Origin of the sequence: Cellvibrio sp., from assembly GCF_046347455.1 — a bacterium.
Taxonomy (GTDB): Bacteria; Pseudomonadota; Gammaproteobacteria; order Pseudomonadales; family Cellvibrionaceae; genus Cellvibrio.
Map to the genome: position 1 here is coordinate 180,634 of NZ_JAXMGC010000003.1, position 21,966 is coordinate 202,599.

General features: G+C 46.1%; 19 protein-coding genes. 10 read left to right on the plus strand and 9 right to left on the minus strand.

Features of this window, described 5'->3' with window-relative positions; genetic code table 11:
* The first annotated feature begins 9 nt into the window (after positions 1 to 9).
* Positions 10 to 1,380 (plus strand): MATE family efflux transporter, encoded by a 1,371-nt coding sequence (locus U1F02_RS07320; protein WP_409989718.1) that lies wholly within the window; start codon positions 10 to 12, stop codon positions 1,378 to 1,380.
* Positions 1,381 to 1,391: 11 nt separating this feature from the next.
* Here the strand turns inward: U1F02_RS07320 and U1F02_RS07325 are convergent, their stop codons facing one another.
* Together U1F02_RS07325 and U1F02_RS07330 are read right to left on the minus strand one after the other, a co-directional pair.
* Positions 1,392 to 3,167 carry an NPCBM/NEW2 domain-containing protein gene (locus U1F02_RS07325; RefSeq protein ID WP_409989935.1) on the minus strand — a complete coding sequence of 592 codons (1,776 nt, stop codon included), beginning with the start codon at positions 3,165 to 3,167 and terminating at the stop codon, positions 1,392 to 1,394.
* Positions 3,168 to 3,244: 77 nt separating this feature from the next.
* Positions 3,245 to 3,646 carry a GtrA family protein gene (locus U1F02_RS07330; RefSeq protein ID WP_409989719.1) on the minus strand — a complete coding sequence of 134 codons (402 nt, stop codon included), beginning with the start codon at positions 3,644 to 3,646 and terminating at the stop codon, positions 3,245 to 3,247.
* Positions 3,647 to 4,158: 512 nt separating this feature from the next.
* Between U1F02_RS07330 and U1F02_RS07335 the strand changes: the two genes are divergently transcribed.
* Positions 4,159 to 4,584 carry a MerR family DNA-binding protein gene (locus U1F02_RS07335; protein WP_409989720.1) on the plus strand — a complete coding sequence of 142 codons (426 nt, stop codon included), beginning with the start codon at positions 4,159 to 4,161 and terminating at the stop codon, positions 4,582 to 4,584.
* A gap of 2 nt (positions 4,585 to 4,586) precedes the next feature.
* Positions 4,587 to 5,819, plus strand: a complete 1,233-nt coding sequence (locus U1F02_RS07340; protein ID WP_409989721.1) for a permease — start codon at positions 4,587 to 4,589, stop codon at positions 5,817 to 5,819.
* A gap of 40 nt (positions 5,820 to 5,859) precedes the next feature.
* Here the strand turns inward: U1F02_RS07340 and U1F02_RS07345 are convergent, their stop codons facing one another.
* From U1F02_RS07345 to U1F02_RS07370, 6 genes are all read right to left on the minus strand, one after another.
* A complete protein-coding gene (locus U1F02_RS07345; protein WP_409989722.1) occupies positions 5,860 to 6,615 on the minus strand; it encodes a YciK family oxidoreductase in 756 nt (251 codons plus the stop codon).
* A gap of 41 nt (positions 6,616 to 6,656) precedes the next feature.
* Positions 6,657 to 7,328, minus strand: a complete 672-nt coding sequence (locus U1F02_RS07350; protein WP_409989723.1) for an HAD family hydrolase — start codon at positions 7,326 to 7,328, stop codon at positions 6,657 to 6,659.
* A 3-nt stretch (positions 7,329 to 7,331) separates the two neighbouring features.
* Positions 7,332 to 8,036 (minus strand): bifunctional 2-polyprenyl-6-hydroxyphenol methylase/3-demethylubiquinol 3-O-methyltransferase UbiG, encoded by a 705-nt coding sequence (ubiG, locus tag U1F02_RS07355; RefSeq protein WP_409989724.1) that lies wholly within the window; start codon positions 8,034 to 8,036, stop codon positions 7,332 to 7,334.
* 2 nt (positions 8,037 to 8,038) lie between these two features.
* Positions 8,039 to 9,358: a TRZ/ATZ family hydrolase gene (locus U1F02_RS07360; protein ID WP_409989725.1), complete on the minus strand. Its 1,320-nt coding sequence runs from the start codon at positions 9,356 to 9,358 to the stop codon at positions 8,039 to 8,041.
* Positions 9,359 to 9,467: 109 nt separating this feature from the next.
* The gene (locus U1F02_RS07365; RefSeq protein WP_409989726.1) at positions 9,468 to 10,205 is read right to left on the minus strand and encodes a TIGR04219 family outer membrane beta-barrel protein; all 738 of its coding nucleotides are present in this window, start codon (positions 10,203 to 10,205) and stop codon (positions 9,468 to 9,470) included.
* A 102-nt stretch (positions 10,206 to 10,307) separates the two neighbouring features.
* Positions 10,308 to 11,195: a LysR family transcriptional regulator gene (locus U1F02_RS07370; protein WP_409989727.1), complete on the minus strand. Its 888-nt coding sequence runs from the start codon at positions 11,193 to 11,195 to the stop codon at positions 10,308 to 10,310.
* A 206-nt stretch (positions 11,196 to 11,401) separates the two neighbouring features.
* Here U1F02_RS07370 and leuC point away from each other — a divergent pair, with 206 nt between their 5' ends.
* A complete protein-coding gene (leuC, locus tag U1F02_RS07375) occupies positions 11,402 to 12,835 on the plus strand; it encodes a 3-isopropylmalate dehydratase large subunit (RefSeq protein WP_409989728.1) in 1,434 nt (477 codons plus the stop codon).
* A gap of 14 nt (positions 12,836 to 12,849) precedes the next feature.
* Positions 12,850 to 13,500: a 3-isopropylmalate dehydratase small subunit gene (gene leuD, locus U1F02_RS07380; protein ID WP_409989729.1), complete on the plus strand. Its 651-nt coding sequence runs from the start codon at positions 12,850 to 12,852 to the stop codon at positions 13,498 to 13,500.
* On the opposite strand, the gene U1F02_RS07385 is transcribed toward leuD, so the two are convergent.
* Complete coding sequence (locus U1F02_RS07385; protein ID WP_409989730.1) at positions 13,497 to 14,024, minus strand: acyloxyacyl hydrolase; 528 nt, start codon at positions 14,022 to 14,024, stop codon at positions 13,497 to 13,499. The two genes, leuD and U1F02_RS07385, sit on opposite strands and share 4 nt — an antisense overlap.
* Positions 14,025 to 14,190: 166 nt before the next feature.
* Here U1F02_RS07385 and leuB point away from each other — a divergent pair, with 166 nt between their 5' ends.
* The 5 genes from leuB to U1F02_RS07410 all read left to right on the plus strand — a co-directional run bounded on the left by leuB (position 14,191) and on the right by U1F02_RS07410 (position 21,960).
* Positions 14,191 to 15,267: a 3-isopropylmalate dehydrogenase gene (gene leuB / locus U1F02_RS07390; protein WP_409989731.1), complete on the plus strand. Its 1,077-nt coding sequence runs from the start codon at positions 14,191 to 14,193 to the stop codon at positions 15,265 to 15,267.
* A gap of 116 nt (positions 15,268 to 15,383) precedes the next feature.
* Positions 15,384 to 16,493, plus strand: a complete 1,110-nt coding sequence (gene asd / locus U1F02_RS07395) for an aspartate-semialdehyde dehydrogenase (RefSeq protein WP_409989732.1) — start codon at positions 15,384 to 15,386, stop codon at positions 16,491 to 16,493.
* A gap of 358 nt (positions 16,494 to 16,851) precedes the next feature.
* On the plus strand, positions 16,852 to 20,226 hold the full coding sequence (locus U1F02_RS07400) for a FimV/HubP family polar landmark protein (RefSeq protein WP_409989733.1): 3,375 nt from the start codon (positions 16,852 to 16,854) through the stop codon (positions 20,224 to 20,226).
* An 88-nt stretch (positions 20,227 to 20,314) separates the two neighbouring features.
* Positions 20,315 to 21,220, plus strand: a complete 906-nt coding sequence (truA, locus tag U1F02_RS07405; RefSeq protein ID WP_409989734.1) for a tRNA pseudouridine(38-40) synthase TruA — start codon at positions 20,315 to 20,317, stop codon at positions 21,218 to 21,220.
* A gap of 119 nt (positions 21,221 to 21,339) precedes the next feature.
* Positions 21,340 to 21,960, plus strand: a complete 621-nt coding sequence (locus tag U1F02_RS07410) for a phosphoribosylanthranilate isomerase (RefSeq protein ID WP_409989735.1) — start codon at positions 21,340 to 21,342, stop codon at positions 21,958 to 21,960.
* Positions 21,961 to 21,966 lie beyond the last annotated feature (6 nt).

The window sequence follows — 21,966 nt, forward strand, 5'->3', positions numbered from 1 at the left end:
GGAGTTTCAATGAAATCTGCGCCGAAAAGTCGCGTATTAGATAAAGGCTTGTGGGGCATGAGTGCCCCCATGTTTGTTGATCAAGCGGTCACCTACACAATTCCTCTCGTTGATATGTATTTCTTAAGCCGTGTGTCTGACTCTGCCGCAGCGGCAGTCGGAGCGGTTACTCCTTTGGTTTTTGTTGCTAATGCGTTTTTGCAGGTGAGTGCGTTCGCGGGCGCGAGCATCGCGGGTCAACGTATAGGTGCTAATGATTATCTACGTGGCAATGCAACGATTGGTGCTTACAGTTTATTTGTAGTTGTGCTGTCTCTAATTGCTATTTTGGGTGTGAACTACGGCGGGCCTGTGGTTGCAGGTGCAATGAATTTAAGCAATGCGGTTGAAGGGTACGCCGTCGAATATCTTTCATTGATAGGTTGGATGGTTGGTTTTTGGGGTTTTCGCTTAATTTATCAAACTATTCTAAATATTTACGGTGCCCCTAAGTGGAATACCTTTAGCAACATTATTTTTTTCACGGTTAATCTGTTCGGCAATGTAATTGCTGTTTATGGTTTTCATTCCTTTCCTCCCACTGGTGTGACTGGTGTTGCACTAGCTAGTGTTTCTGCAGCGTTTTGTAGCTTGTTGTTCGTTGCGAGTGCCGTGCATTTCAAATTGCGTATTCACGTTCCAATAAAGGCATCATTCGCTCAATTTGGGATACTGATTGCCCCCGTGTTAATGATTGCAGCTCCTGCAATTCTGGAACCCATGTCGTTTCAAGGATATATGATGGTGTTGAATTGGATCGCTGCAGGCGTTAGCGACCTTGCGTTAAAAGTGAAAATTTATACTTACAATACTTTTTTGTTTTGCTTGATGATTTCCATCGCACTAAGTATGGCAACTGAAGCCATTATTGCACAAAGAGTTGGCCGAAAGGAGTTTGATTTAGCGCACCTACAACTCAAGCAAAGTTTAACTATGTCGTTAATTGGTACAACGATACTTGCATCGCTCTGGTTGCTATTCAATCAGCCAATATTAAAAATGTTTACAAGTGACCCAGATGTTATTGCGATTGGGTTCTGGGTGTTTTTGCTAGGTTTTTTAGCAGAGCCTATGCGCACAACCAATATTATTATCGGTAGCGCCTTGCGTTGCACAGGAGATGCTGCGTTTACATCAGTATCAAGTATCGCGGTAATTTGGCTATTTTCAGTTCCCTTAGCTTACGTTCTAGCAATTCCTTTACAGCTCGGAATTTTCGGTTTGCTTATTGCGGCTGTTTTAGATGAAGGCGTACGCGCAATTATCAAATACTATCGATGGAAAGCGCGTAAGTGGCAGAAATATGGGGTGGGAGTTAAGGGTCAAGCTCACTCATCTTAATTTATCTATTGTTATTTTTCTAAAGTGACTATGGGATTAATCCAGTCAGCATGATCCCAAGCGTTTTCTCCATTGGGTTTCACAATCAGCTTTAATTCGTGGCCTTTATTAAGTTTAACGTAAACCTTTTCTGCTTTTTCAAATCCGTAATAGGGTTTAGAGGCCCAACGTAACTTATCGTCTTCCCAAATTTCAAAACCAAGTTCCGTGCTGCTTACTTCATCATCTACTCCTGGAATGACTTCAAAGCCAATAGTCTTAGCTGGTAATTGAAAAACGATGCTGGAGTAAGCGTGAGTGCCTATACCCACTGCAAAACGTCTTTTGCCTACCGAAAGAGTTTTTCCATCAAGACTACGATTAAATTGTATGGTGCCATAACCTTGGCTTGCAGATAAAAGATGTTGATTCGTTAGTAGCATTTGATTATTCGCAACGGTAGGCTTACGAATAGTATGACGATCAACAAGGTACGAAAATGTTAAACCAATGCCAGCAACAAAAACGATCAATGGTGAAAGCGGGCTATTAAATAATGATTTTGTTAGGTCTACTACGGCGTTATAGCCCTGGTCCTCAGCAAAAAGATGAAGCAGGCTGAGTGCAAATAAAATAGTCACCAGTAGCGACAAGCCGGTCCAAATATCAGAGCCGTTAATCCCCAAAATAATAAGCATGTTCAACGCAGAAACGGTGCTCAGCGCTACAACATACACCCAGTGCTTTTTTGTAATAGATGAATATACAAGTGCGCAAATAACAGCAGGAAAAAGATATCTTTCATGCATTGCCGGTAGGAGTGTAAAAAACGAGATGGCGCTGACCAGCGAAAGTAACAGGCTTTTTGAAAGTAAATTTTCTGTAGCACTGCCTCTCGCTTTTACAAGATCCGATATGCCTAGGATAAAAATCGCCAAGCAAATCGATGCATAAAAAAACATACCCAAGTATTTGGGGTAAGTAAGTTGTTGTGGTAGAAACTTGCTAAGGTGTGAAAGAAACTCGATATTGTCGGGTGCATTGTTGCCTACTAAAAGAATCCATAAATTAGCGGCATTCATGGTGATAACGGGGTATTGTCCCAAGGTTTCGATATACGCAGCCTGAAAGGCTTCCTTAAAGTAATGCACGTATATGAAAGGTGAAAATACGATCAAGAAAATCAATGCAGATATAACTATTCCTACAAGGTGCGTTTTAATTCTGTGAAAGAAAAGTACACCTATCACGGGTAGGAAGCACACCATTTGAAATTTAGTAAGCAGCGCCAATGTAAAAGTGGGAAGCATTAGCACTGCATAGCCTTGTGAAAAATTCAGTAGTACTGCTGAAATGGCAATTACCACCGGAATTAAATCTACCTGCCCCCATATTGGACCGTCAATCAGAATGGCTGGATTGAATACGGTCATTAACATAAGACCCAAGCTTTCACTGCGAGTAGCTTTAAACTTTTCCAAGTTTTTATAAACAATCGCAACCAATAAGCAATGGCTAATTAAAACTGGTAACTCCCACAAGAATTTGCAAAGGTCATTGGGTTCGATAGGGAGGCTAAAGTAGTTAAGAATTTTGGTAACTAAATAAAGCCAGTGTATGTACAGCGGAGGGTAGTTGCCATTAAAAAGATAATAGCCATTTTTTTCCAGCTGGTGCGACCAGTTTTCCCAGTAGCCCAAATCAGCAGGGTATCCGTTAATAAAAAGACAAAATAAATTAACCAGTATCGTTGCTGAAAGATAAATTGATAGCTGGTTGCTGTCTTTTGCGAGACCTACTTTTTTCATCAAAACCCAGATCCTTGCTAAGCTGGTTGATAGCGAATCGACAATAAATGGAATTGCTTTTACGGTGTCTCTTTGGTTTATTTCCGGTATATCCAGAGTTTATGCATCATAAAATTGACGATAAGTGTGAGCAAGGTGGCGAAGAGCTGCGCGATTAGATAAGCGCGGCTAAATAAGAATGTGTTCACTAGTACATAATTTACCAGTAAATAGTGAAATATCGAAAACAGAGCAGTGCTAAGTGCCATGCCCAGCGCAACGGTCACAATAAATTTCGGAAGAGTCTTTTGGTGACTGCTGTTGCTGCCGAAGGTGAGATAATAGTTAGCTAAATAATTAAAAATTGCAGAACTGCAATAAGAAGTAGCTGATGCCAAAGTAGGCACCATGCCAAAGAATTCGACAAAAATCCCCAACAAAAAAAACTGAAGGAGCGTTGCCGCTCCTCCAATAAATGCAAATTTTATAAATCTAATCATTTACGCCCAGCCGACGGCTGCCCTTGCTCGTTCAATGTAAAGATATTCAACCCGTTGTGTGGCTGGATGGCAAGCGTGGCGGAAGTGATGATGATCTATGGTTGAGCCCATGTATTCCCAACATTGCCCTTGGTTTACGCAAAGGTGGTCACCAGCGTTCATTCTGTATGCGGCGACCTCGTCCCACATTTTCGACCACTCGGGGTTATTAATATCAAGATATTCCATAATACGGCTCTGGCTGCTTGGTCGTGTTAACTTATTGTGGTTTATTAAATTATTTTGTCAAGTAAATCTATTATGTTTATGATTTTAAAGGATTTTATTTTTTGGATTTTCATTGATTCAAACAAAATAGTGAGGTTTATTTGTCGCCTAATAGCACAATTATGAGCTTGGTTAGCATTATGAAGCCATGATCCAAAGCAAAAAACATAGAAAATATGTCATTGACCTTACAGCTACAGAAAGGTTTATGATGTATTTGTTAACTTACTCGATTGGAGTTTTCGATGAATATTGGTCAAGCAGCCTCGCAAAGCGGTTTACCCGTTAAGACACTGCGGTATTACGAGGAAATAGGTCTGGTAAAGCCAGGGCGTATCCAAGGCAACGATTACCGAGATTACTCAGCGGTTGATGTAGAACACCTGCGTTTTTTGCAGCGGGCCAGAGCGGTTGGCTTTAGTTTGGATGTGTGTCGGGAGTTGTTGGATCTTTACCGCGACGAGAACCGCCGCTGTTCGCAAGTTAAAAAGCTGGTGTTGGAAAAAATCGATCAGATTGAGGCACAGCTTCAGGAATTGCAGGCGCTTAAATCTGTTCTAACCGATATGGCTAACGGATGTGCGGGCGATGAATCTGCCGAGTGCAGCATCATTGAAACCTTGGCGCAACCTAAACCATCTTTAATGCCCTTCATGCTGGTGGAGTCATAATCATGAGCGAATGTTGTTCAGGTGCATCATCCAAAAAAGCGGAAAGCCAGAAATCGTGTTGCGCGCACGAATCTCAAAATACCCATGCGCATTGCGACACGAGTCCGCGCTCAAGTGCCGCGTCAGGTGCTCCAAGCGCAAACAGTGACTCAGTGTCTTGCTGTACGCCTACCGAAAAGCCACAGGCGCATCATGCCTCAAGTTGTTGCGATGCCGATCATGAGCATGGCCGAAAAACGGATTATTTGTTGTGGGGATCGCTGGGGATATGTTTTGTTTTTTACATGGCCCACTTGTTGGTACCAAATTTATTGCCGCAGTTGTTACAACATTTTTCGCACAGCATTTTTGAAATGTTGAACACTATGTGGTGGGGAGTATTGCTCGGTTTAATTTTTGTGGGGCTGCTGGCAAAAATCCCGCAGACGTTTGTATTGTCTGTGTTGGGTAAGGGAGGCACGTTGAATGGTCTATGGCGAGCAACCGCTGCGGGCGTATTGTTGGATTTATGCAGTCATGGAATATTAATGGTCGGTACAAAGTTGTACCAAAAAGGCGCCAGCCTAGGGCAGGTGATGGCTTTCCTTATTGCAAGTCCGTGGAACTCGTTTTCGCTTACGTTAATTATGTTTGCGCTAATTGGGTTTAAGTGGACTATGGCATTTATTATTTTTTCGATGTTGATTGCTCTAGTGAGTGGCTGGATTTTTGATGTGTGTGTTACAAAAAAAATATTACCCGAAAATCCAAACAGTTTTGATTTAAGCGAAGACTTCAAATTTTGGCCAGAGGTGCGCAAGCAATGGGCGGCTATTGAATGGTCTCCAGCAGTTATAAAAAGCATTGTGAAAGAAGGAATGAGTGGCTCGCGTATGGTGCTGCGTTGGTTGTTGTTTGGTGTGGTGTTGGCGGCGCTAATTCGCACATTTATCAGTGCAGAGTTTTTCCAGCAGTGGTTTGGCCCTAGCTTGATTGGAATTGTGTTTACACTGATTGCGGCGACCGTGATTGAGGTGTGTTCGGAGGGCTCAACTCCGATCGCTGCAGATCTTTTGACTCGAGCGCATGCACCGGGCAATGCGTTTACTTTTATGATGGCGGGCGTATCTACCGACTACACAGAAATTTTAGTGTTAAAAGAGGTTACTAAATCGTGGAAAATTTCTTTGTTTTTGCCGCTAATTACTTTGCCGCAAATTTTAATAATTGGTTATGCAATGAATAATATTCACTGATGCTTCAATTGCGAGGCTACCAAGCCTCGCAGTCTACGTTTTATTTCACTGAGCTTTCAAATTGCTGGCCGTTAACGCCCACAGATTCTTCACTCATTAAGTACAAATAATCACGCATTAAATCTTGCGGGGATTTAATGGTAGTTGGATCTTCACCCGGATAAGCGCCCGCCCGCATTTTTGTGCGTGTTGCGCCGGGGTTAATACTGTTTGCTCGTATGCGCGTTGTTTCTTCTAGCTCATCTGCCAGCGTTTGCATTAGGTTTTCGGCTGCAGCTTTTGATGCCGCGTAAGCTCCCCAATAAGCACGACCTTTGTAACCTACGCTTGATCCTGTAAAAACAATGGATGCATTTTTTGCTTTTTCTAAGAGTGGCATCACCGCTTGAGTCAGCATGAAAGGTGCGTTCACGTTGACTTGCATTAAACGCATCCAAACATCGGGAGCGTAATTAGCTATTGGAGTGCGCTGTCCCAAATCGGCTGCGTTATGAAGAATGCCATTGAGGTGATCAAACTCTTCACCAATGGCATTGCACATATCAATGAAAGATTGCTCCTTGGCAACCTGAAAGTCGATAGGGTAAATCGCTGCTTGCGGGTGACCCGCAGCTTCTATTTCGTCGTAAACCATTTCCAATTTTTGAAGAGTGCGGCCAACAAGAATGACGGTTGCGCCATGCGCAGCAAAGGTTTTTGCTGCAACGCGGCCTATGCCATCACCTGCGCCAGTAACTAGAATGATTTTATCGTCTAGGCAATTTGCTGCTGGTGTAAAACTTTCTGGAATCTTCATCTAATAATGTTCTGCAAATAAGTTTTGTTTATTTAAGTCAATTACAAATGTTTTTGTACTATTGGCCAAATTTCATTTGCGTGTTCTACGCGATAATCCGCTTGCCACGCGTCAATATCTTCGTTGCCTACGTATCCATAGGCAGCGGCGATGGTAATGCTTCCTGCGCGCTGGCCGCACTGAATGTCACGAAGGTGGTCGCCAACGTAAATAATTTCTTCTGGAGCGCAACCGAACTCTTTAGCGGCCATGAATAGCGATTCAGGATGTGGCTTGCTGTCTTGCACATGGTCCGGGCAAATCACAATTGCCGGTGGCGGTTGCATATCCAAGGCTTCCATTAACGGAATTGTGTAGGCCGCTGGTTTGTTGGTGGCAATGCCCCACACAATATTGTGTGACGCCAGTTTTTGCAAAAGCTGCTCTATGCCCGGAAAAGGTTTTGTAAAGACCGCAATATGTTGGGTATAGAGTTCTAACAATCGTTCGCGCAGTTGATTGAATTGCTCGTGTGACTCTTCAATTTGAAAGGCGAGTTTTACTAATGCCTTTGAACCGTTTGATACACATGCACGAATAACGTCTTCTGCCAGTTCTTCGTATTCATTTTCGATCAATAATTGATTCACTACTGCGACAAAATCAGGTGCCGTATCCAGTAATGTGCCGTCCAGATCAAACATAACTGCACGGATTTTTCTTCCACTAATCATAAGTTACTGAACCACTTTTTTGGCGTGTAGCAAGTAATTTACGCTTACATCACTCGCATCAAATTTGTATTTTTTTGTAATAGGGTTGTAGGTCATGCCTGTAATGTTTTGCAATTCCAAGCCCGCTGCGCGTAACCATTGAGCTAATTCGGATGGACGAATAAATTTGTCGTAATCGTGAGTGCCTTTTGGCAGCATCTTTAAGATGTACTCAGCGCCCAAAATCGCAAAAGCATAAGCTTTGGGGTTGCGGTTGATTGTGGAGAAGTAAACATCACCATTAGGTTTTACTAAATCAGCACAGGCTTTTACGACTGAGGATGGATCTGGAACGTGTTCCAGCATTTCCATGCAAGTCACTATGTCGAATTGTCCCGAACATTGTTGTGCTTTTTCTTCAGCGGTGATGCGCTCGTAAGTCATGGTCACGCCAACTTCTAATGCGTGCAGGCGGGCGACGTTTAAAGGCGCTTCACCCATATCGATGCCCGTTACATCTGCGCCGCGCTGCGCAAGCGATTCGGCGAGAATGCCTCCGCCGCAACCCACATCAATTAATTTACGTTGTGCAACAGGTGAGCGCTGATCAATGTAATTTGCGCGCAGAGGGTTGATGTCATGGAGCGGTTTGAATTCGCTGTTTTTGTCCCACCAACGGCTGGCGAGAGCTTCAAATTTTGCAATTTCAGCGGTATCGACATTTGCCATAATTAATTTCTCGCTTGAATTTTTTCTTGCCAGTGACGAGCCTTGCTTTTGAGTTCGCGCTCATTAAGCGTTAACAGCTCACGGTTTTGCATCAAACATTTTCCATTCACCCAAACATGGGATACGCGATGCCCAACGTTTGTGTAAACGAGTTGTGATATGGGGTTATGTATAGGTTGAAGATCTGGCTCGCCAAGGTGCACCGCAATAAGGTCTGCTTGTTTGCCCACTTCCAGGCTGCCAACTTTGTCGTCTATTCCCAAGGCTTTCGCGCCGTTCAGTGTTGCCATGCGCAGTGCGCTGTGAGCATCCAACGCAGAAGCGTTTCCACTCACTGCTTTGGCAAGCAGCGCAGCGGTTTTTAATTCACTAAACAAATCCAAATCGTTATTGCTTGCAGCCCCATCGGTGCCGAGTGCAACGTTGACGCCGGCTTTCAACAATTTATCGACCGGGCAAAAACCACTCGCCAATTTTAAATTGGATTCAGGGCAATGAATAATATGGGCGCCGCTTTGCTGCAAAATCGCAATGTCTATTTCATCCACCTGCGTCATATGCGCGCATTGCGTGAGCGGTGATAACAGCCCCAAATCCATTAGCCGTTGTGAAGGGCGCATCCCATATTTTGCAATCGATTCTTCAATTTCCTGCGCAGTTTCGTGTAGGTGAATATGAATTGGTGTATCCATTTCCTGCGCAAGCACGGCGACTTTTTTCAAAGTTTCATCGCCCACTGTGTAAGGGGCGTGTGGACCGAAGCCGATGGTAATTAAATCGTTATTGCGAAAGGTATCGTGCAGTGCGAGTCCTTTGGAAAAATATTCTTCCGGCCCTGAGCCCCACGCACAGGGGAAATCGAAAATCGTGAAATAAATTTGGCAACGAATGTGCGCGTCAAGTGCGGCTTGGGCAGCTTGCTCTGGAAAAAAATACATATCGGCAAAACAGGTGGTGCCGCTTTTAATCATTTCTGCAATAGCGAGTTCGGTACCGTCGCGAACAAAGTGTTCGTCAACCCATTGTTTTTCGGCGGGCCAAATGTGTTTGGTTAACCATTCATCGAGTGCTTGGTCGTCTGCATAGCCGCGCAATAGCGTCATAGCAGCATGGCCGTGGGCGTTAATTAATCCGGGAGTGATTATGTGATCCTGCAAGTTTTCGGTATGCGTGGGTGCGTACCGCTTGGCTGCTTCCTCTTGCGGAAGCAAGGCTAGAATTTTTCCTTGGTGGACGGCAATCGCGCAATCTTTGAGAATGCGATTTTCAGGCACCACAGGAACAATCCAGCGGGCGTTAATAAGCAAATCAATTGGCGTCATAACTGAGGGCTTAAGAGGACTAAAGGCGCGCAGTATATCGCAGATACAAACTCCTAAAAGCAAAAAAGCTCTGCTCGCATAACGAGCAGAGCTTTCTGATACATCTGGTTTAGAAGTGAGCGATCAATGCCGCGTAGGGACCATCCAAGTCAACGCTTGCCTGAAGATCATCTTCATCGACCTTCAATGACATTTTCCGGTAGCCAGCTTCTACACCTATGTCCAATGCAGAATCGAAAAGGTAGCTAATGCGGGCGGTGTAATCGGTCAAGCGATCACCACTATAGCTAATATATTTCCCCTCTACCCCTGCTGAGAGTCCAGTAAACGGCAAATCAAATTGAAGCTTCCCGTAGAACAACGGCAATGTTTGATCAACATCTACTTTTTCGGTTTGAGTTGACGATTTAGCGTATACGAAACCGTCAAATTTACGAGCAGTGATACCTAGGTCGAAGTTAATCCAGTTATCGAGAACTTCGTAGTAGAAGGTCGCGTCGGTGTGCGTTAGGTCGAACTCTGAAGCAACTGTATCGTTTGCGGTGAAGGTTGTGCCGTCGATAACGAACGACTGCGATACCACAGCGGTTTGTTTGGAGGAGATTCCGGTGTGTTCAAGCTTAATGTTGGGGAGTAGCGGAACCGGGTGCTCAAGCGCTACGTAATAGAAGTTATTGGCATGATCTTTAACCCCCAAATCCTTCAAGGTAATGCTAGGTTCACCGGCGTTACCGCTGTAACTGGTGTCCCAAGAGCCTAGACCGGCATAAATACCGAACACGGTGTCGGCCTGAGCTGTTGTTGCCGCTGCCATAGACATTGCAGCAAAAAGTGCGAATTTTTTCATGAAGGTATCTCCTTTGGATATTTCGAATCGCCAATTAATCAGCGCTTGGTAATTCTAGCTGGTAAATGGGTGTTAATAGTTGTTTTTAAAGGAAATTGCGACTCAGGCAGAGGTAAAAGTTGGTGTTGGCGCTTTAAGTTGCTCAAGAAATGCGCGGGCAGCGTTGGATAGGCTGCGTTGGTTGTGATAGATGCAACCGAGTGAACGGGTAAGCGGTGGGTGGCTTACATCCAGAACCTTTAATTGGTCATCGATAATGCTGCTGGGCAGCACGCCCCATCCCAGCCCAATGCTCAGCATCATTTTGATGGTGTCCAAATGGTTGGTCACCATAGTGATATCCAGCGGCTGGTTCTCGCGGTCAAACAAATCCTTAATAAGGCGAGTGGTGTAGGTGTTGATGTCAGGCATTATGGCCTGATGCGGACTTAAATCGGCCAGGCGAAGATTCGCCAGCGTTGCAAGTGCATGGGTGGGTGCCGCAACGAATTGGAGCTGGTCTTGCCAGAGTTCGTTGCTGTTGATGCGCGGGTCTTGTTCGAGCGCAAGCGTAATAATGGCGATATCGAATCGGCCGAGGAGTACTTCGTGGTACGCATGTTCAGAATCCAAAAAATGTAAGTCGAGTTTTACGTCTGGGTAACGCGTAGAAAATTCCCGTAAATAAGGTGGCAGGTAATGCAAGCCTAGATGATGGCTCGTTGCCACGCTGAGTTTTCCTGTGATGTCGCCCCGCAAATCTGCAATCTCGCGTTGGGCGGCTGTCACCTCATTCAATATATTTGTCGCCTTATTCAGCAATAAGTTCCCCGCTTGGGTGAGAACCACTTGCCGCCCCACTCGATCAAACAGCTTGGCTTTGATCTGGTCTTCCAAAAGCGCAATTCGTTTACTGATCGCCGGTTGGGTGAGATGTAAGCGTTCACCTGCACCCGAAAACGAGCCGCACTCCGCAATTGCCACAAACGCTTGAAGATGTTGTGTATCCATTCTTAACCGATAAAGCGTCAGCCTTGTGGGCGGCGCGAGCTAAGTTACAGCCTGTTGGCTGAACGTAAGTTGAGCGAAACATAGTAATAGTTTTATTTTTAAACTATTCCTATTGGGAATGCAAACTATAAAAAAGATAAATTTGTGTTATGAATTGACCAGTCATACACTGCCCCCACTGTAAAAAGCCCTGCGAGGATTGAAAAATGAATACCCCTGCAACGAAAAAAACCTTGTATGACAAGCTTTGGGATGCCCATTTGGTGAATCAAAACAATGATGGCTCGGCGTTGATTTATATCGACCGCCACATCATTCACGAAGTGACCTCACCCCAAGCTTTTGATGGTTTGCGCTTGGCTGGTCGCAAGCCTTGGCGAGTGGATTCCATTTTGGCAACACCAGATCACAATGTTCCAACCACTCAGAAGGAGCGCGCCCACGGTATTAGCGGAATCGAGGATCCTGTGTCATTGATTCAAGTGAAAACGCTGGACGACAACTGCGACGAATTCGGTATCGTTGAATACAAAATCAATGACAATCGCCAAGGCATCGTGCACGTGATTGGCCCGGAAACTGGCGCTTGCTTGCCCGGCATGACGGTTGTTTGCGGTGATTCGCATACTGCCACCAACGGTGCTTTAGGTTCCTTGGCGCATGGAATTGGTACCAGTGAAGTTGAGCATGTAATGGCTACCCAATGTTTGGTCGCTAAAAAAATGAAGAACATGCTGATCAAAGTAGAAGGCAAATTAGGCTTGGGCGTAACGCCCAAAGATGTGGTCTTGGCGATTATTGCCAAAATCGGTACCGCTGGCGGTACGGGTTACGCGATGGAATTTGGCGGTCAGGTTTTCCGCGATATGAGCATGGAAGGGCGCATGACTGTTTGTAATATGGCGATTGAAGCGGGCGCTCGCGCTGGTATGGTTGCTGTTGATCAAACCACAATTGATTACGTGAAAGGCAGAACTTATGCGCCTAAAGGCGATTTGTGGGAGCGCGCTGTTGCGGATTGGCGCAACTATGTGAGCGATGAAGGTGCCCATTTCGATTTGGTTGTTGAAATGAATGGCGCGGACATCAAGCCACAAGTCAGCTGGGGAACATCACCCGAGATGGTGGTTTCCGTTGAAGATAAGGTTCCAGATCCAGCGAACGAAGCTGACCCTGTCAAACGTAATGACATGATCCGCGCTTTGAAGTATATGGGCTTGGAAGCGAATCAACCCATCACATCTATCAAAGTTGATCGCGTATTTATTGGTTCATGCACCAACTCACGCATCGAAGATATTCGCGCGGCGGCGGAGGTTGTAAAAGGCAAACAAAAATCTGCTTCTGTTAAAGAAGCGATCGTTGTTCCCGGTTCTGGCGCCGTGAAAGCACAAGCAGAAGCAGAGGGCTTGGATAAGATTTTTATCGCCGCCGGTTTGGAATGGCGTGAGCCAGGTTGTTCAATGTGCTTGGCAATGAATGCGGATAAATTGGGTAATGGCGAGCATTGTGCTTCAACCTCAAACCGCAATTTTGAAGGTCGCCAAGGCTACGGCGGTCGCACTCATTTGGTGAGTCCTGCTATGGCTGCTGCTGCCGCGATTGCAGGTCACTTTGTTGATGTTCGTACCTTTAACTAATAGGAGAAATTGCCATGAAAAGTTTTACCGTTTTGCAAGGCATTGCCGCTCCTATGGATCGTGCAAATGTCGATACCGATATGATCATTCCGAAACAGTTTTTAAAATCCATTAAGCGCACAGGCTTTGGTAAAAACTTGTTTGATGAGTTGCGCTATTTAGATGAAGGTAAACCAGACCAAAGTTGCGAAGGCCGTCCGGTTAACACAGAGTTTCCGTTAAACTTCCCTCGTTACCAAGGTGCGACTATTTTGTTGTCGCGTGAAAATTTCGGTTGTGGTTCTAGCCGCGAACATGCGCCTTGGGCGTTGGACGATTACGGTTTCCGCAGCGTAATTGCTCCAAGTTTTGCGGATATTTTTTACAACAACTGTTTTAAAAATGGCTTGTTGCCGATTATTTTAAGCGAAGCAATCGTCGATCAGCTTTTTAAAGAAATGTACGCAACAGAAGGCTATCAATTAACAATCGATTTGCAGTCGCAAGTTGTCAAAACGCCGAGTGGCGAAAGCTTTGCGTTTGAAATCGATGAATTCCGTAAGCATTGTTTGTTGAATGGATTGGACGATATAGGTCTAACTCTCGAACACGCCGATGCAATTCGTGCGTACGAAGCTAAAAAGCGCGTCGAGAGTCCTTGGTTGTTTGATGTGGTGAAAAATTAAATCTTAAAGCTCGTGCGAAGGAGCAGCATGTCGCAACCTGGGTTATGAGTGTTGGTTCCGCCGTTGGAAAAGTGAAAAAAGTTAAGGCTTACTTCAGTTTTCTCAAAGGCGTAACCAAAACCCACTCGGTCGGCAAACTGCAAGTTTGAACCCATGTTGTGATAGGCCGCCCAATCAGTGTCTGAAATGTAAGCGACGCCAGCACTGAATTCAAAAAATACTTTTTGATCGATTTTTTTAAACTGGTAATGAAAAGTGGGTGCAGCGGTTAGGTCGTAGATATCGCCTAAACTGGTTTGGTTAAGGCCAATGCTCGATTCCAAACGAATGCTGCTTTGAGAGTTGATGTAATCTTTGAGTAAATCGGTATCCCACGATAAACCAGCGCGGTAGCTACTAATAGTATCGACGTGGTAAGACGGGCGAGAAAGACTGCCAACGGAAATATCGATTCGATCAATGGCATAGGTAAAGCTAGAACTAAAAGAGATAAAGCAAACGAACGCAAAAACAATCTGACGCATAAAACATATTCCAAACTTGCTACGTCTTTGGTAGCGCTAGTGAAAAGGTCTGTCGTTTTATTGTGTTCTCAGAGTAGTTTTGCGTTGGCTTTCGGTGAAGTGAGAATTGTCATGCATTATTTGTGAAGAATGCATGCGTCTAAATTTGTAGAAACAGGAGAGACTTGTGGGTAAGCATATTTTAATTCTGGAAGGCGATGGTATTGGTCCAGAAATCGTGCGCGAAGCGCGCAAAGTGTTAGATGTGGTTAATAAAAAATTTAATTTGGATTTGACCTTCGAAAACGAATTAATGGGCGGCTGTGCAATCGACGTTCACGGCGTTCCTCTGGCAGATTCAACCCTAGAGCACGCGCGTCAAGCTGATGCCATTTTGTTAGGTGCGGTGGGCGGTCCCAAGTGGGATAAATTGGATCGCGCGATTCGCCCAGAAAAAGGCTTGCTGAAAATTCGCTCGCAGTTGGGTTTGTACGCTAACTTGCGCCCAGCTCTCCTGTACCCGCAATTGGTTGATGCATCTTCCTTGAAGCCTGAAGTGGTTTCTGGGTTGGATATTTTGATTGTGCGCGAATTGGCTGGCGGAATTTATTTTGGTGAGCCGCGCGGTATTCGTGTATTGGAGAACGGTGAGCGCGAAGGCTACAACACCTACAAATACTCTGAGAGTGAGATTATTCGCATCGGCCGCACGGCGTTTGAAATGGCGCGTAAGCGTAACCGCAAAGTGTGCTCCGTTGATAAAGCGAACGTGTTAGAGGCTACGATGTTGTGGCGTGAAGTGATGGATAACCTTCATAAAGAATATCCTGATGTTGAGCTGTCGCATATGTATGTAGATAACGCAGCAATGCAGTTGGTGCGCGCGCCCAAGCAGTTCGATGTTCTTGTTACCGGCAACATGTTTGGTGACATTTTGTCTGACGCGGCAGCTATGCTGACTGGTTCAATTGGTATGTTGCCGTCAGCTTCCCTAGATAAAGATGGTCGCGGTATGTATGAGCCATGCCATGGTTCTGCGCCTGATATCGCTGGCCTTGGCATTGCTAACCCATTAGCGACCATTTTGTCGGTATCTATGATGATGCGTTATTCGCTTGGTTATGCCGAGGTAGCGGACGCGATTGAAGAGGCTGTCGGCAAGGTATTGGATCAAGGCTATCGTACCGGCGATATTTACACCGAAGGCACTAAAAAGGTTTCAACGGCAGAAATGGGCGATGCAGTCGTCGCTGCATTGCAATAATGTTTAATTTTTGCGCGAAGATCTAAGCAATCTTCGCCAGAAACCATTATGATTTCCCAGTAAACCCGGTGGACGTAACGTATATTAGTAAGCAGATTTTTTAAGAGAGAATTGAAATGAAAGTAGGTTTTGTTGGTTGGCGCGGTATGGTGGGCTCCGTTCTGATGGAGCGTATGCAAGCAGAGAATGATTTTGCGAACATCGAACCCGTATTTTTTACTACCTCCAACGTTGGCGGCGCAGCCCCAGCCGTTGCAAGTGGTTTGCCTGCATTGAAAGATGCCTATTCAGTTGACGATTTGAAACAACTGGATGCGATTGTTACCTGCCAAGGCGGTGACTACACCAACGAGATTTTCCCAAAATTGCGCGCTGCTGGCTGGAACGGCTACTGGATTGATGCGGCATCAAGTCTACGTATGGCGAAAGATGCGATTATCGTGCTTGATCCCGTAAACCTTGACGTGATTAAGGACGGAATCGCCAAAGGCGTTAAAAACTACATTGGCGGTAACTGCACCGTTAGTTTGATGCTGATGGGCTTGGGCGGTTTGTTCCATGCTGGTTTGGTTGAGTGGGTATCTTCTATGACTTACCAAGCTGCATCGGGTGCAGGCGCGCAAAATATGCGTGAACTGATTTCGCAAATGGGTGCTTTGCACTCGTCTGTGGCTGACAAATTGGCTGATCCAAAATCTGCCATCCTTGAAATCGACCGCATCATTGCTGAAACCATGCGTGGCGATGAGTTGCCAAAAGCGAACTTCGGCCATCCTTTGGCAGGTAGCTTGTTGCCATATATCGACAAACAATGGGAAACCGGTCAATCCAAAGAAGAATGGAAAGGTCAGGCTGAAACCAACAAAATCCTCGGCCGCGATGGCAATCCAATTCCGGTTGATGGCTTGTGTGTGAGAATCGGTGCCATGCGTTGTCACTCGCAGGCGTTGACCATCAAGCTCAATAAAGATGTGCCCATCACAGATATTGAAGCTTTGATTGCGAATGCGAATCCATGGGCTAAAGTTGTACCAAATGATCGCGAAAGCAGCTTGCGCGATCTGACCCCTACAAAGGTTACAGGTACTTTGAGTATCCCAGTTGGACGTCTGCGTAAGATGAACATGGGCCCACAATACCTGTCAGCCTTCACTGTAGGTGATCAATTATTGTGGGGAGCCGCTGAGCCTTTGCGTCGTATGCTAAAAGTGCTCAAAGAGGCTTAATCCTCAACTTAAAGAATCGCTTTAAGTACCCCCAATAATCTACCGATTATTGGGGGTTTTTTATTTGGCAGGCTTGTTTCCGGCTCTGTTTGGCTGGAATTGCCCATCCAAAGTGTACTTTTTTACCCCAAAGCGCTGAAAAATGTGCAAAAAGTCCGTTCTGGCGAGCTTCCAGAAGGGACGAAGTGTTGATAAAAACCTATTTATAATGAATACTTACGACAGATAGTGAATATTTATTCGAGGTTTTGCAGTACCCGCATACAACATCCGGTTTAGGGCTTAACCCCTCAATCTGGCAACCAAAGCCAGAATTTCTGTTAAGTCGCGCTGCTGGAAGATAATAAAGGATCACCCTATGCATCTTCGTAAATTGGTATTAGCCTGTGGATTCGCTTCTTTTGCACTGTCGAATTATGCCAGCGCATTGGGACTGGGTGAGGTTAAGCTAAAGTCCACGCTCAACCAACCGCTCAGCGCCGAAGTCCAATTATTGGACACCAAAGGCTTATCGCCAGAGCAGATTATCGTCGGCTTGGCCTCGTCCTCCGAATTTGAGCGCAACGGGCTCGATTTTGTTCACTTCTACACTGAATTCAAGTTCGAAGTTGCTCTGGATAACCCCAGTGGTCCCATAGTACGCATTACCTCACGCAATCCCGTCCGTGAACCCTACCTGAACTTCCTGGTTGAAGCTAAGTGGACCTCTGGTCGCTTGTTACGTGAATACACATTGTTGATGGATTTGCCGACTTACGATGATGCGGCACCGCAAGCGGTACAAGCTGCGCGGATCACCTCGTCAACCACTACATCTGCTGTTACCGCAAATAAAAAATCCGATCCCGCCTTAGAGGCAGAGATTAAAGCTCATTTGGATTCTGGCGCAGCAGAAGAAAAGCCTGAAATTATTGCCGAGCAAGATCAGCCCGCAAAAAAGTCTAAAGTGTCCTCCGGCACCTACGGGCCAGTAGGTGATAAGGACACTTTATGGGAAATTGCACTCGCGGTACGCCCAGACTCCAGTTCCAGCGTTCATCAGACGATGCTTGCGTTGCAACGATTGAATCCTGATGCTTTTATTCGCGGCAATATTAATTTGTTGAAAAAAGGCCAAGTACTTCGCGTACCGGACGCTGCTGAAATCTCCAGCGTTTCCCAATCTGAAGCAGTAAGGCAATTCAACGCACAATCTGCCAGCTGGTCGGGTAATTCTGCGGCACCAACGGATTCCGCAATGGGTGCACAGTTAGATGCATCGCGCCGTACCAACACTGAGCGGGTCAAGTCGGAAGCTGTTGCGGGTCGCGTCAGGTTAGAGGCGCCCACCTCCAAACAAAAATCTACCGATGGGCAGGGTAGTGGTGCGAACAAGGGGACTGGAAAAGCCTTGGAATCTGAGTTGGCGACAACCTTGGAAGAGTTAGAGCGCGCCAAGTCTGAAAAAACTGAATTATCCTCACGTGTACATGACTTGGAAGAACAAGTTAAAACCATGCAGCGTTTGGTTGATGTCAGCAATGAAAAACTGCGTGCATTACAGCTGAACTCCGGCAAACAATCCTCAGGTGAAAAAGCACCGGCTGATACCAAGCTTGCTTCTGATGCGAAGCCTGCAGAAGCTACTGCAAAGGCGCAAACCTCTTCGGTTCCAGCTGCCACAACCAGCTCTCTTGCTCAGTCTGTTTCAAGTGCGGCAGCGCCCGCTCCTGCCCCCAAAAAACAACCTGCTGTCAAACCGGCTCCTGCGCCAGCACCTGAGAAAACGCTCGTAGATCAGGTGTTCGACAATATCCTGTGGGTTGGCTTGGGCGCGGCAGCCTTATTGGGTGCTGGCGGTGTAGCCTTGGCGCGCCGTCGCAAAGAGCAAGCAGAAGCAGAGCAACGCAACTCATTTAACAACGACTTCCCAGAAGACGAGCCTAACTTCGATGCCTTCAACCAAGCCGCTGAAGAGCAGCCAGATGCCACAGACGCGACTGACGAGATGGCTCTGTTTGACGAAGAGGATACGACCGCTGTAGCTGAAACTGGAGATGTTGTCGGTGAGGCTGATATCTACATCGCCTACGGCAAGTTTGATCAAGCGGAAGAGATGTTGCTTAATGGTCTTGCCAAAGACCCGAATAATACAGATATCCGCTTGAAGCTTTTAGAGGTGTATTCCCAAACTCAAAATGCGCCTGCTTTTGATAAACACTATGCAGTACTTCTACCACTTGCTGGTGGCCTTGCACTGAGCCGTGCTAAAGAGTTGCGTGCAAATATTCCAGGTATTGGTGAATTTGATTCAACGGTTGCTGAGGCGGGCGAGCAGCTTGGCGGGGGTGGCGACTTTAATTTGGATGATTTGGATCTCGATACAGAATCCGTCCAAACTGAACGAGCCGTAGCAGACCAAGCTAACCAAGATGACTTCGCGTTTGACCTTGATTTAGATGATCTTGATGCACCACAAGCAGAAGCGACTCCCGCGAGTCAAACCAATCATCTTGCCGATATGGACGACGATTTTGCGTTAGATTTTGATTTGGACGATGCTCCGGAAGTTCAGGGCGAAGCAGAAGATCTTTCAGACATTTCTTTAGCCTTGGATGATATGGACAACAACGCTTTGCCAGAAGACGTTGAAGTGTCCAAGCGTAGTGAAGAGGATTTCAGTTTTGATTTTAGCGATTTGGACAACGAGCCAAGCTCACTTGCGCAAGAAGCTAACAGCATCAAATCTCCCGAATTTAATGAGGGCGATGTTCTTGCTGATGATTTCAACTTGGAAATGGATGTTGATAAGGTTGATTTGGCTGCGCTTGATAGCGAAATGGCAAGTCTCGATGCTGAACTCGATATGTTGGATGATGAAATTCCAGCCTCTGCCCCTTCAAGCCAAATTGTTGAGGAAGAATTTGCGAGCGTAGATGAAGATGAATTTAAGCTCGATGATATCGACAGCGATTTAGTTGATTTGGATTCCAGTTTTGAAGAGCCAACATCCGCCCCATTGGACTCTGCGTTAGATGATAACGATTTTTCATGGGAAGACGACGAGCTGGAACTGGAAGAACCTGAAGCTAAAGCGCCCGTTGTTCAAGAATTTGCTGAAGACGATTTAACTGTAGAGGACGACGATAGCTTTGATTTGGATGGCCCTGTTGAGCTTGCCGATGAATCTAGCTTGAGCGACTTGGATCTTGCGTTATCTGAATCTGAAGTAGATGAAGAGAGCATAGAGTTCGATGAGAATTCATTTGCTGAACTTGATAACGAGTTAGGTGAGTTCGACGCTAATCCTTCTAATGATTTCAGCGCCGGTAACGGATTCTCAGAAGACTCGTCCGTTGAAGAAGATTTTTCTCTCGAAGATGAAACTCCCGTTGCCCAAGAAAATTTTGCGCAATTAGATAACATCGATGAAGAAGCAATTGAAGAAGTCGTGCAAGCGAACGCGGTTGAAGACTTGTCTGATGACGACGTTTTTGAGCAAGCCTTGTCCGATTTCTCGGCTGAAAGTTTGGCGATGGACGATGCTTCTGATATGTCTGATGACGACATGGATTCCGAGTTGGATTTCATGGCTGACGCCGATGAAGCAGCAACCAAATTAGATTTGGCTCGTGCTTATATGGACATGGGTGATAACGAAGGTGCTCGCGATATTCTTTCAGAAGTAGCGCATGAAGGTAACGAGCAACAACGTCAAGAAGCTGTAGATTTGTTGAGTCGTATCGACGCTTAAGATAGGCTAGCCAACAAAGCCTTGCATGGGCCCTTGAAATAAGAGGAGCTATGCAAGGCTTTGTTGTTTCTGGCGTACAGGTTTTTTTATGAGTGAGAATTACATTCCCAAAAGTAAAGTCTATACCCGCAACGGCGAGGTGGTTGGTGATGCGGTTTGGCCAGAAGGTATGCAGCGCGTTGCCTTAGCGATTGAATACAAGGGTACGGACTTCCACGGCTTTCAAACCCAACCTAACGGCGTAAAGACAGTACAGCAAGCGCTGGAAAAAGCTTTATCGAAAGTTGCTGATGAAGCCATCACTCTAGTTTGTGCTGGCCGCACTGACGCGGGAGTTCACGCCACCAATCAGGTCATTCATTTTGATACTCTCGCCAAGCGTTTACCCAAAGCTTGGGTTATGGGAACGCGGCCTCATTTACCTGATTCGGTAAGCGTCAAATGGGCGAAAGATGTTGCCCCCAATTTTCACGCGCGTTTCAGCGCGTTAAATCGCACCTATCGTTATTTAATTTCAGATGCAAAAACGTCTTCTGCGCTTTTGCATGACCAAATCACTTGGTCATCCCGGCCGCTGGATGTTGAAAAAATGCGTGAAGGTGCTGCGCATTTGGTTGGTAAGCACGACTTTACATCCTTCAGAGCGACACAATGTCAGGCCAAAAGTCCGATTCGCCAGATCCATTACCTGCACATCATCCGCCGTGGTGATTTGATCGTAATAGAGGTTCAGGCCAACGCCTTCTTGCATCATATGGTTCGCAATATGGTGGGGGTGCTAATGGCGGTGGGAGTGGGGGATAAGCCTACGAGTTGGGTGGGCGAAGTGCTAGCTGCAAAAAATCGCAGTGCGGGCGGAGTTACCTCGCGGCCTTTTGGATTGTATCTGGTTTCGGTAGATTTTCCGTCTGAGTTTGATTTACCCAAGTTGCTACCCGGCCCCTTGTTTTTGCCTGAACCTGTAGGCGGTTTTGCGGTAGAACTTGGCGGCTAAATTTCCTTTAATTCCCAGATCAATTTGCCCGTGAAAGCTGCAATTTGCGGTTTTTCGCTGGCAATTCTGGTACTATCGCCGCCTTATTTCAGGTCGGCTAAGGCAAAGTTGAGCAGCTTGTGAATTCTACTCGCGTGAAAATTTGTGGCATAACCTCGGTTGCTGACGCACAAACTGCTGTCAACGCCGGAGCCGACGCCATTGGTTTGGTGTTTTACGCACCGAGTCCGCGCGCGGTAACTATTGAGCAGGCGCGCGAAATTGCAGCCTCTGTCGGGCCTTTTGTCACGGTGGTGGGATTGTTTGTAAATGCAGATGAATCCTACGTGTGCGAGGTGTTGGCGAATGTTGGATTACATCTGTTGCAGTTTCATGGCGATGAGTCACCTGAGTTCTGTGAAAGCTTTCATCGCCCGTACATGAAAGCCATTCGGATGCGCCCAGAGCTGGATTTGGTCGGTGCATTTGATAAATACGCGAGCGCAACCGCAATACTGCTCGATGCTTATCGCCCCGGTGTTCCGGGCGGAACCGGCGAAACCTTTGATTGGCAGCGCGTTCCCAAACAATCGCTCCGACCAATTGTATTGGCCGGCGGACTAACACCTGAAAACGTGGCTTCGGCAATTCAAGCTACGCATGTCTATGGTGTGGACGTGAGTGGCGGGGTGGAATCAGCACCCGGTAAAAAAGATTCTCAAAAAGTTGAACAATTTATTTTTAACGCTAGGCATGCGTAGATACTA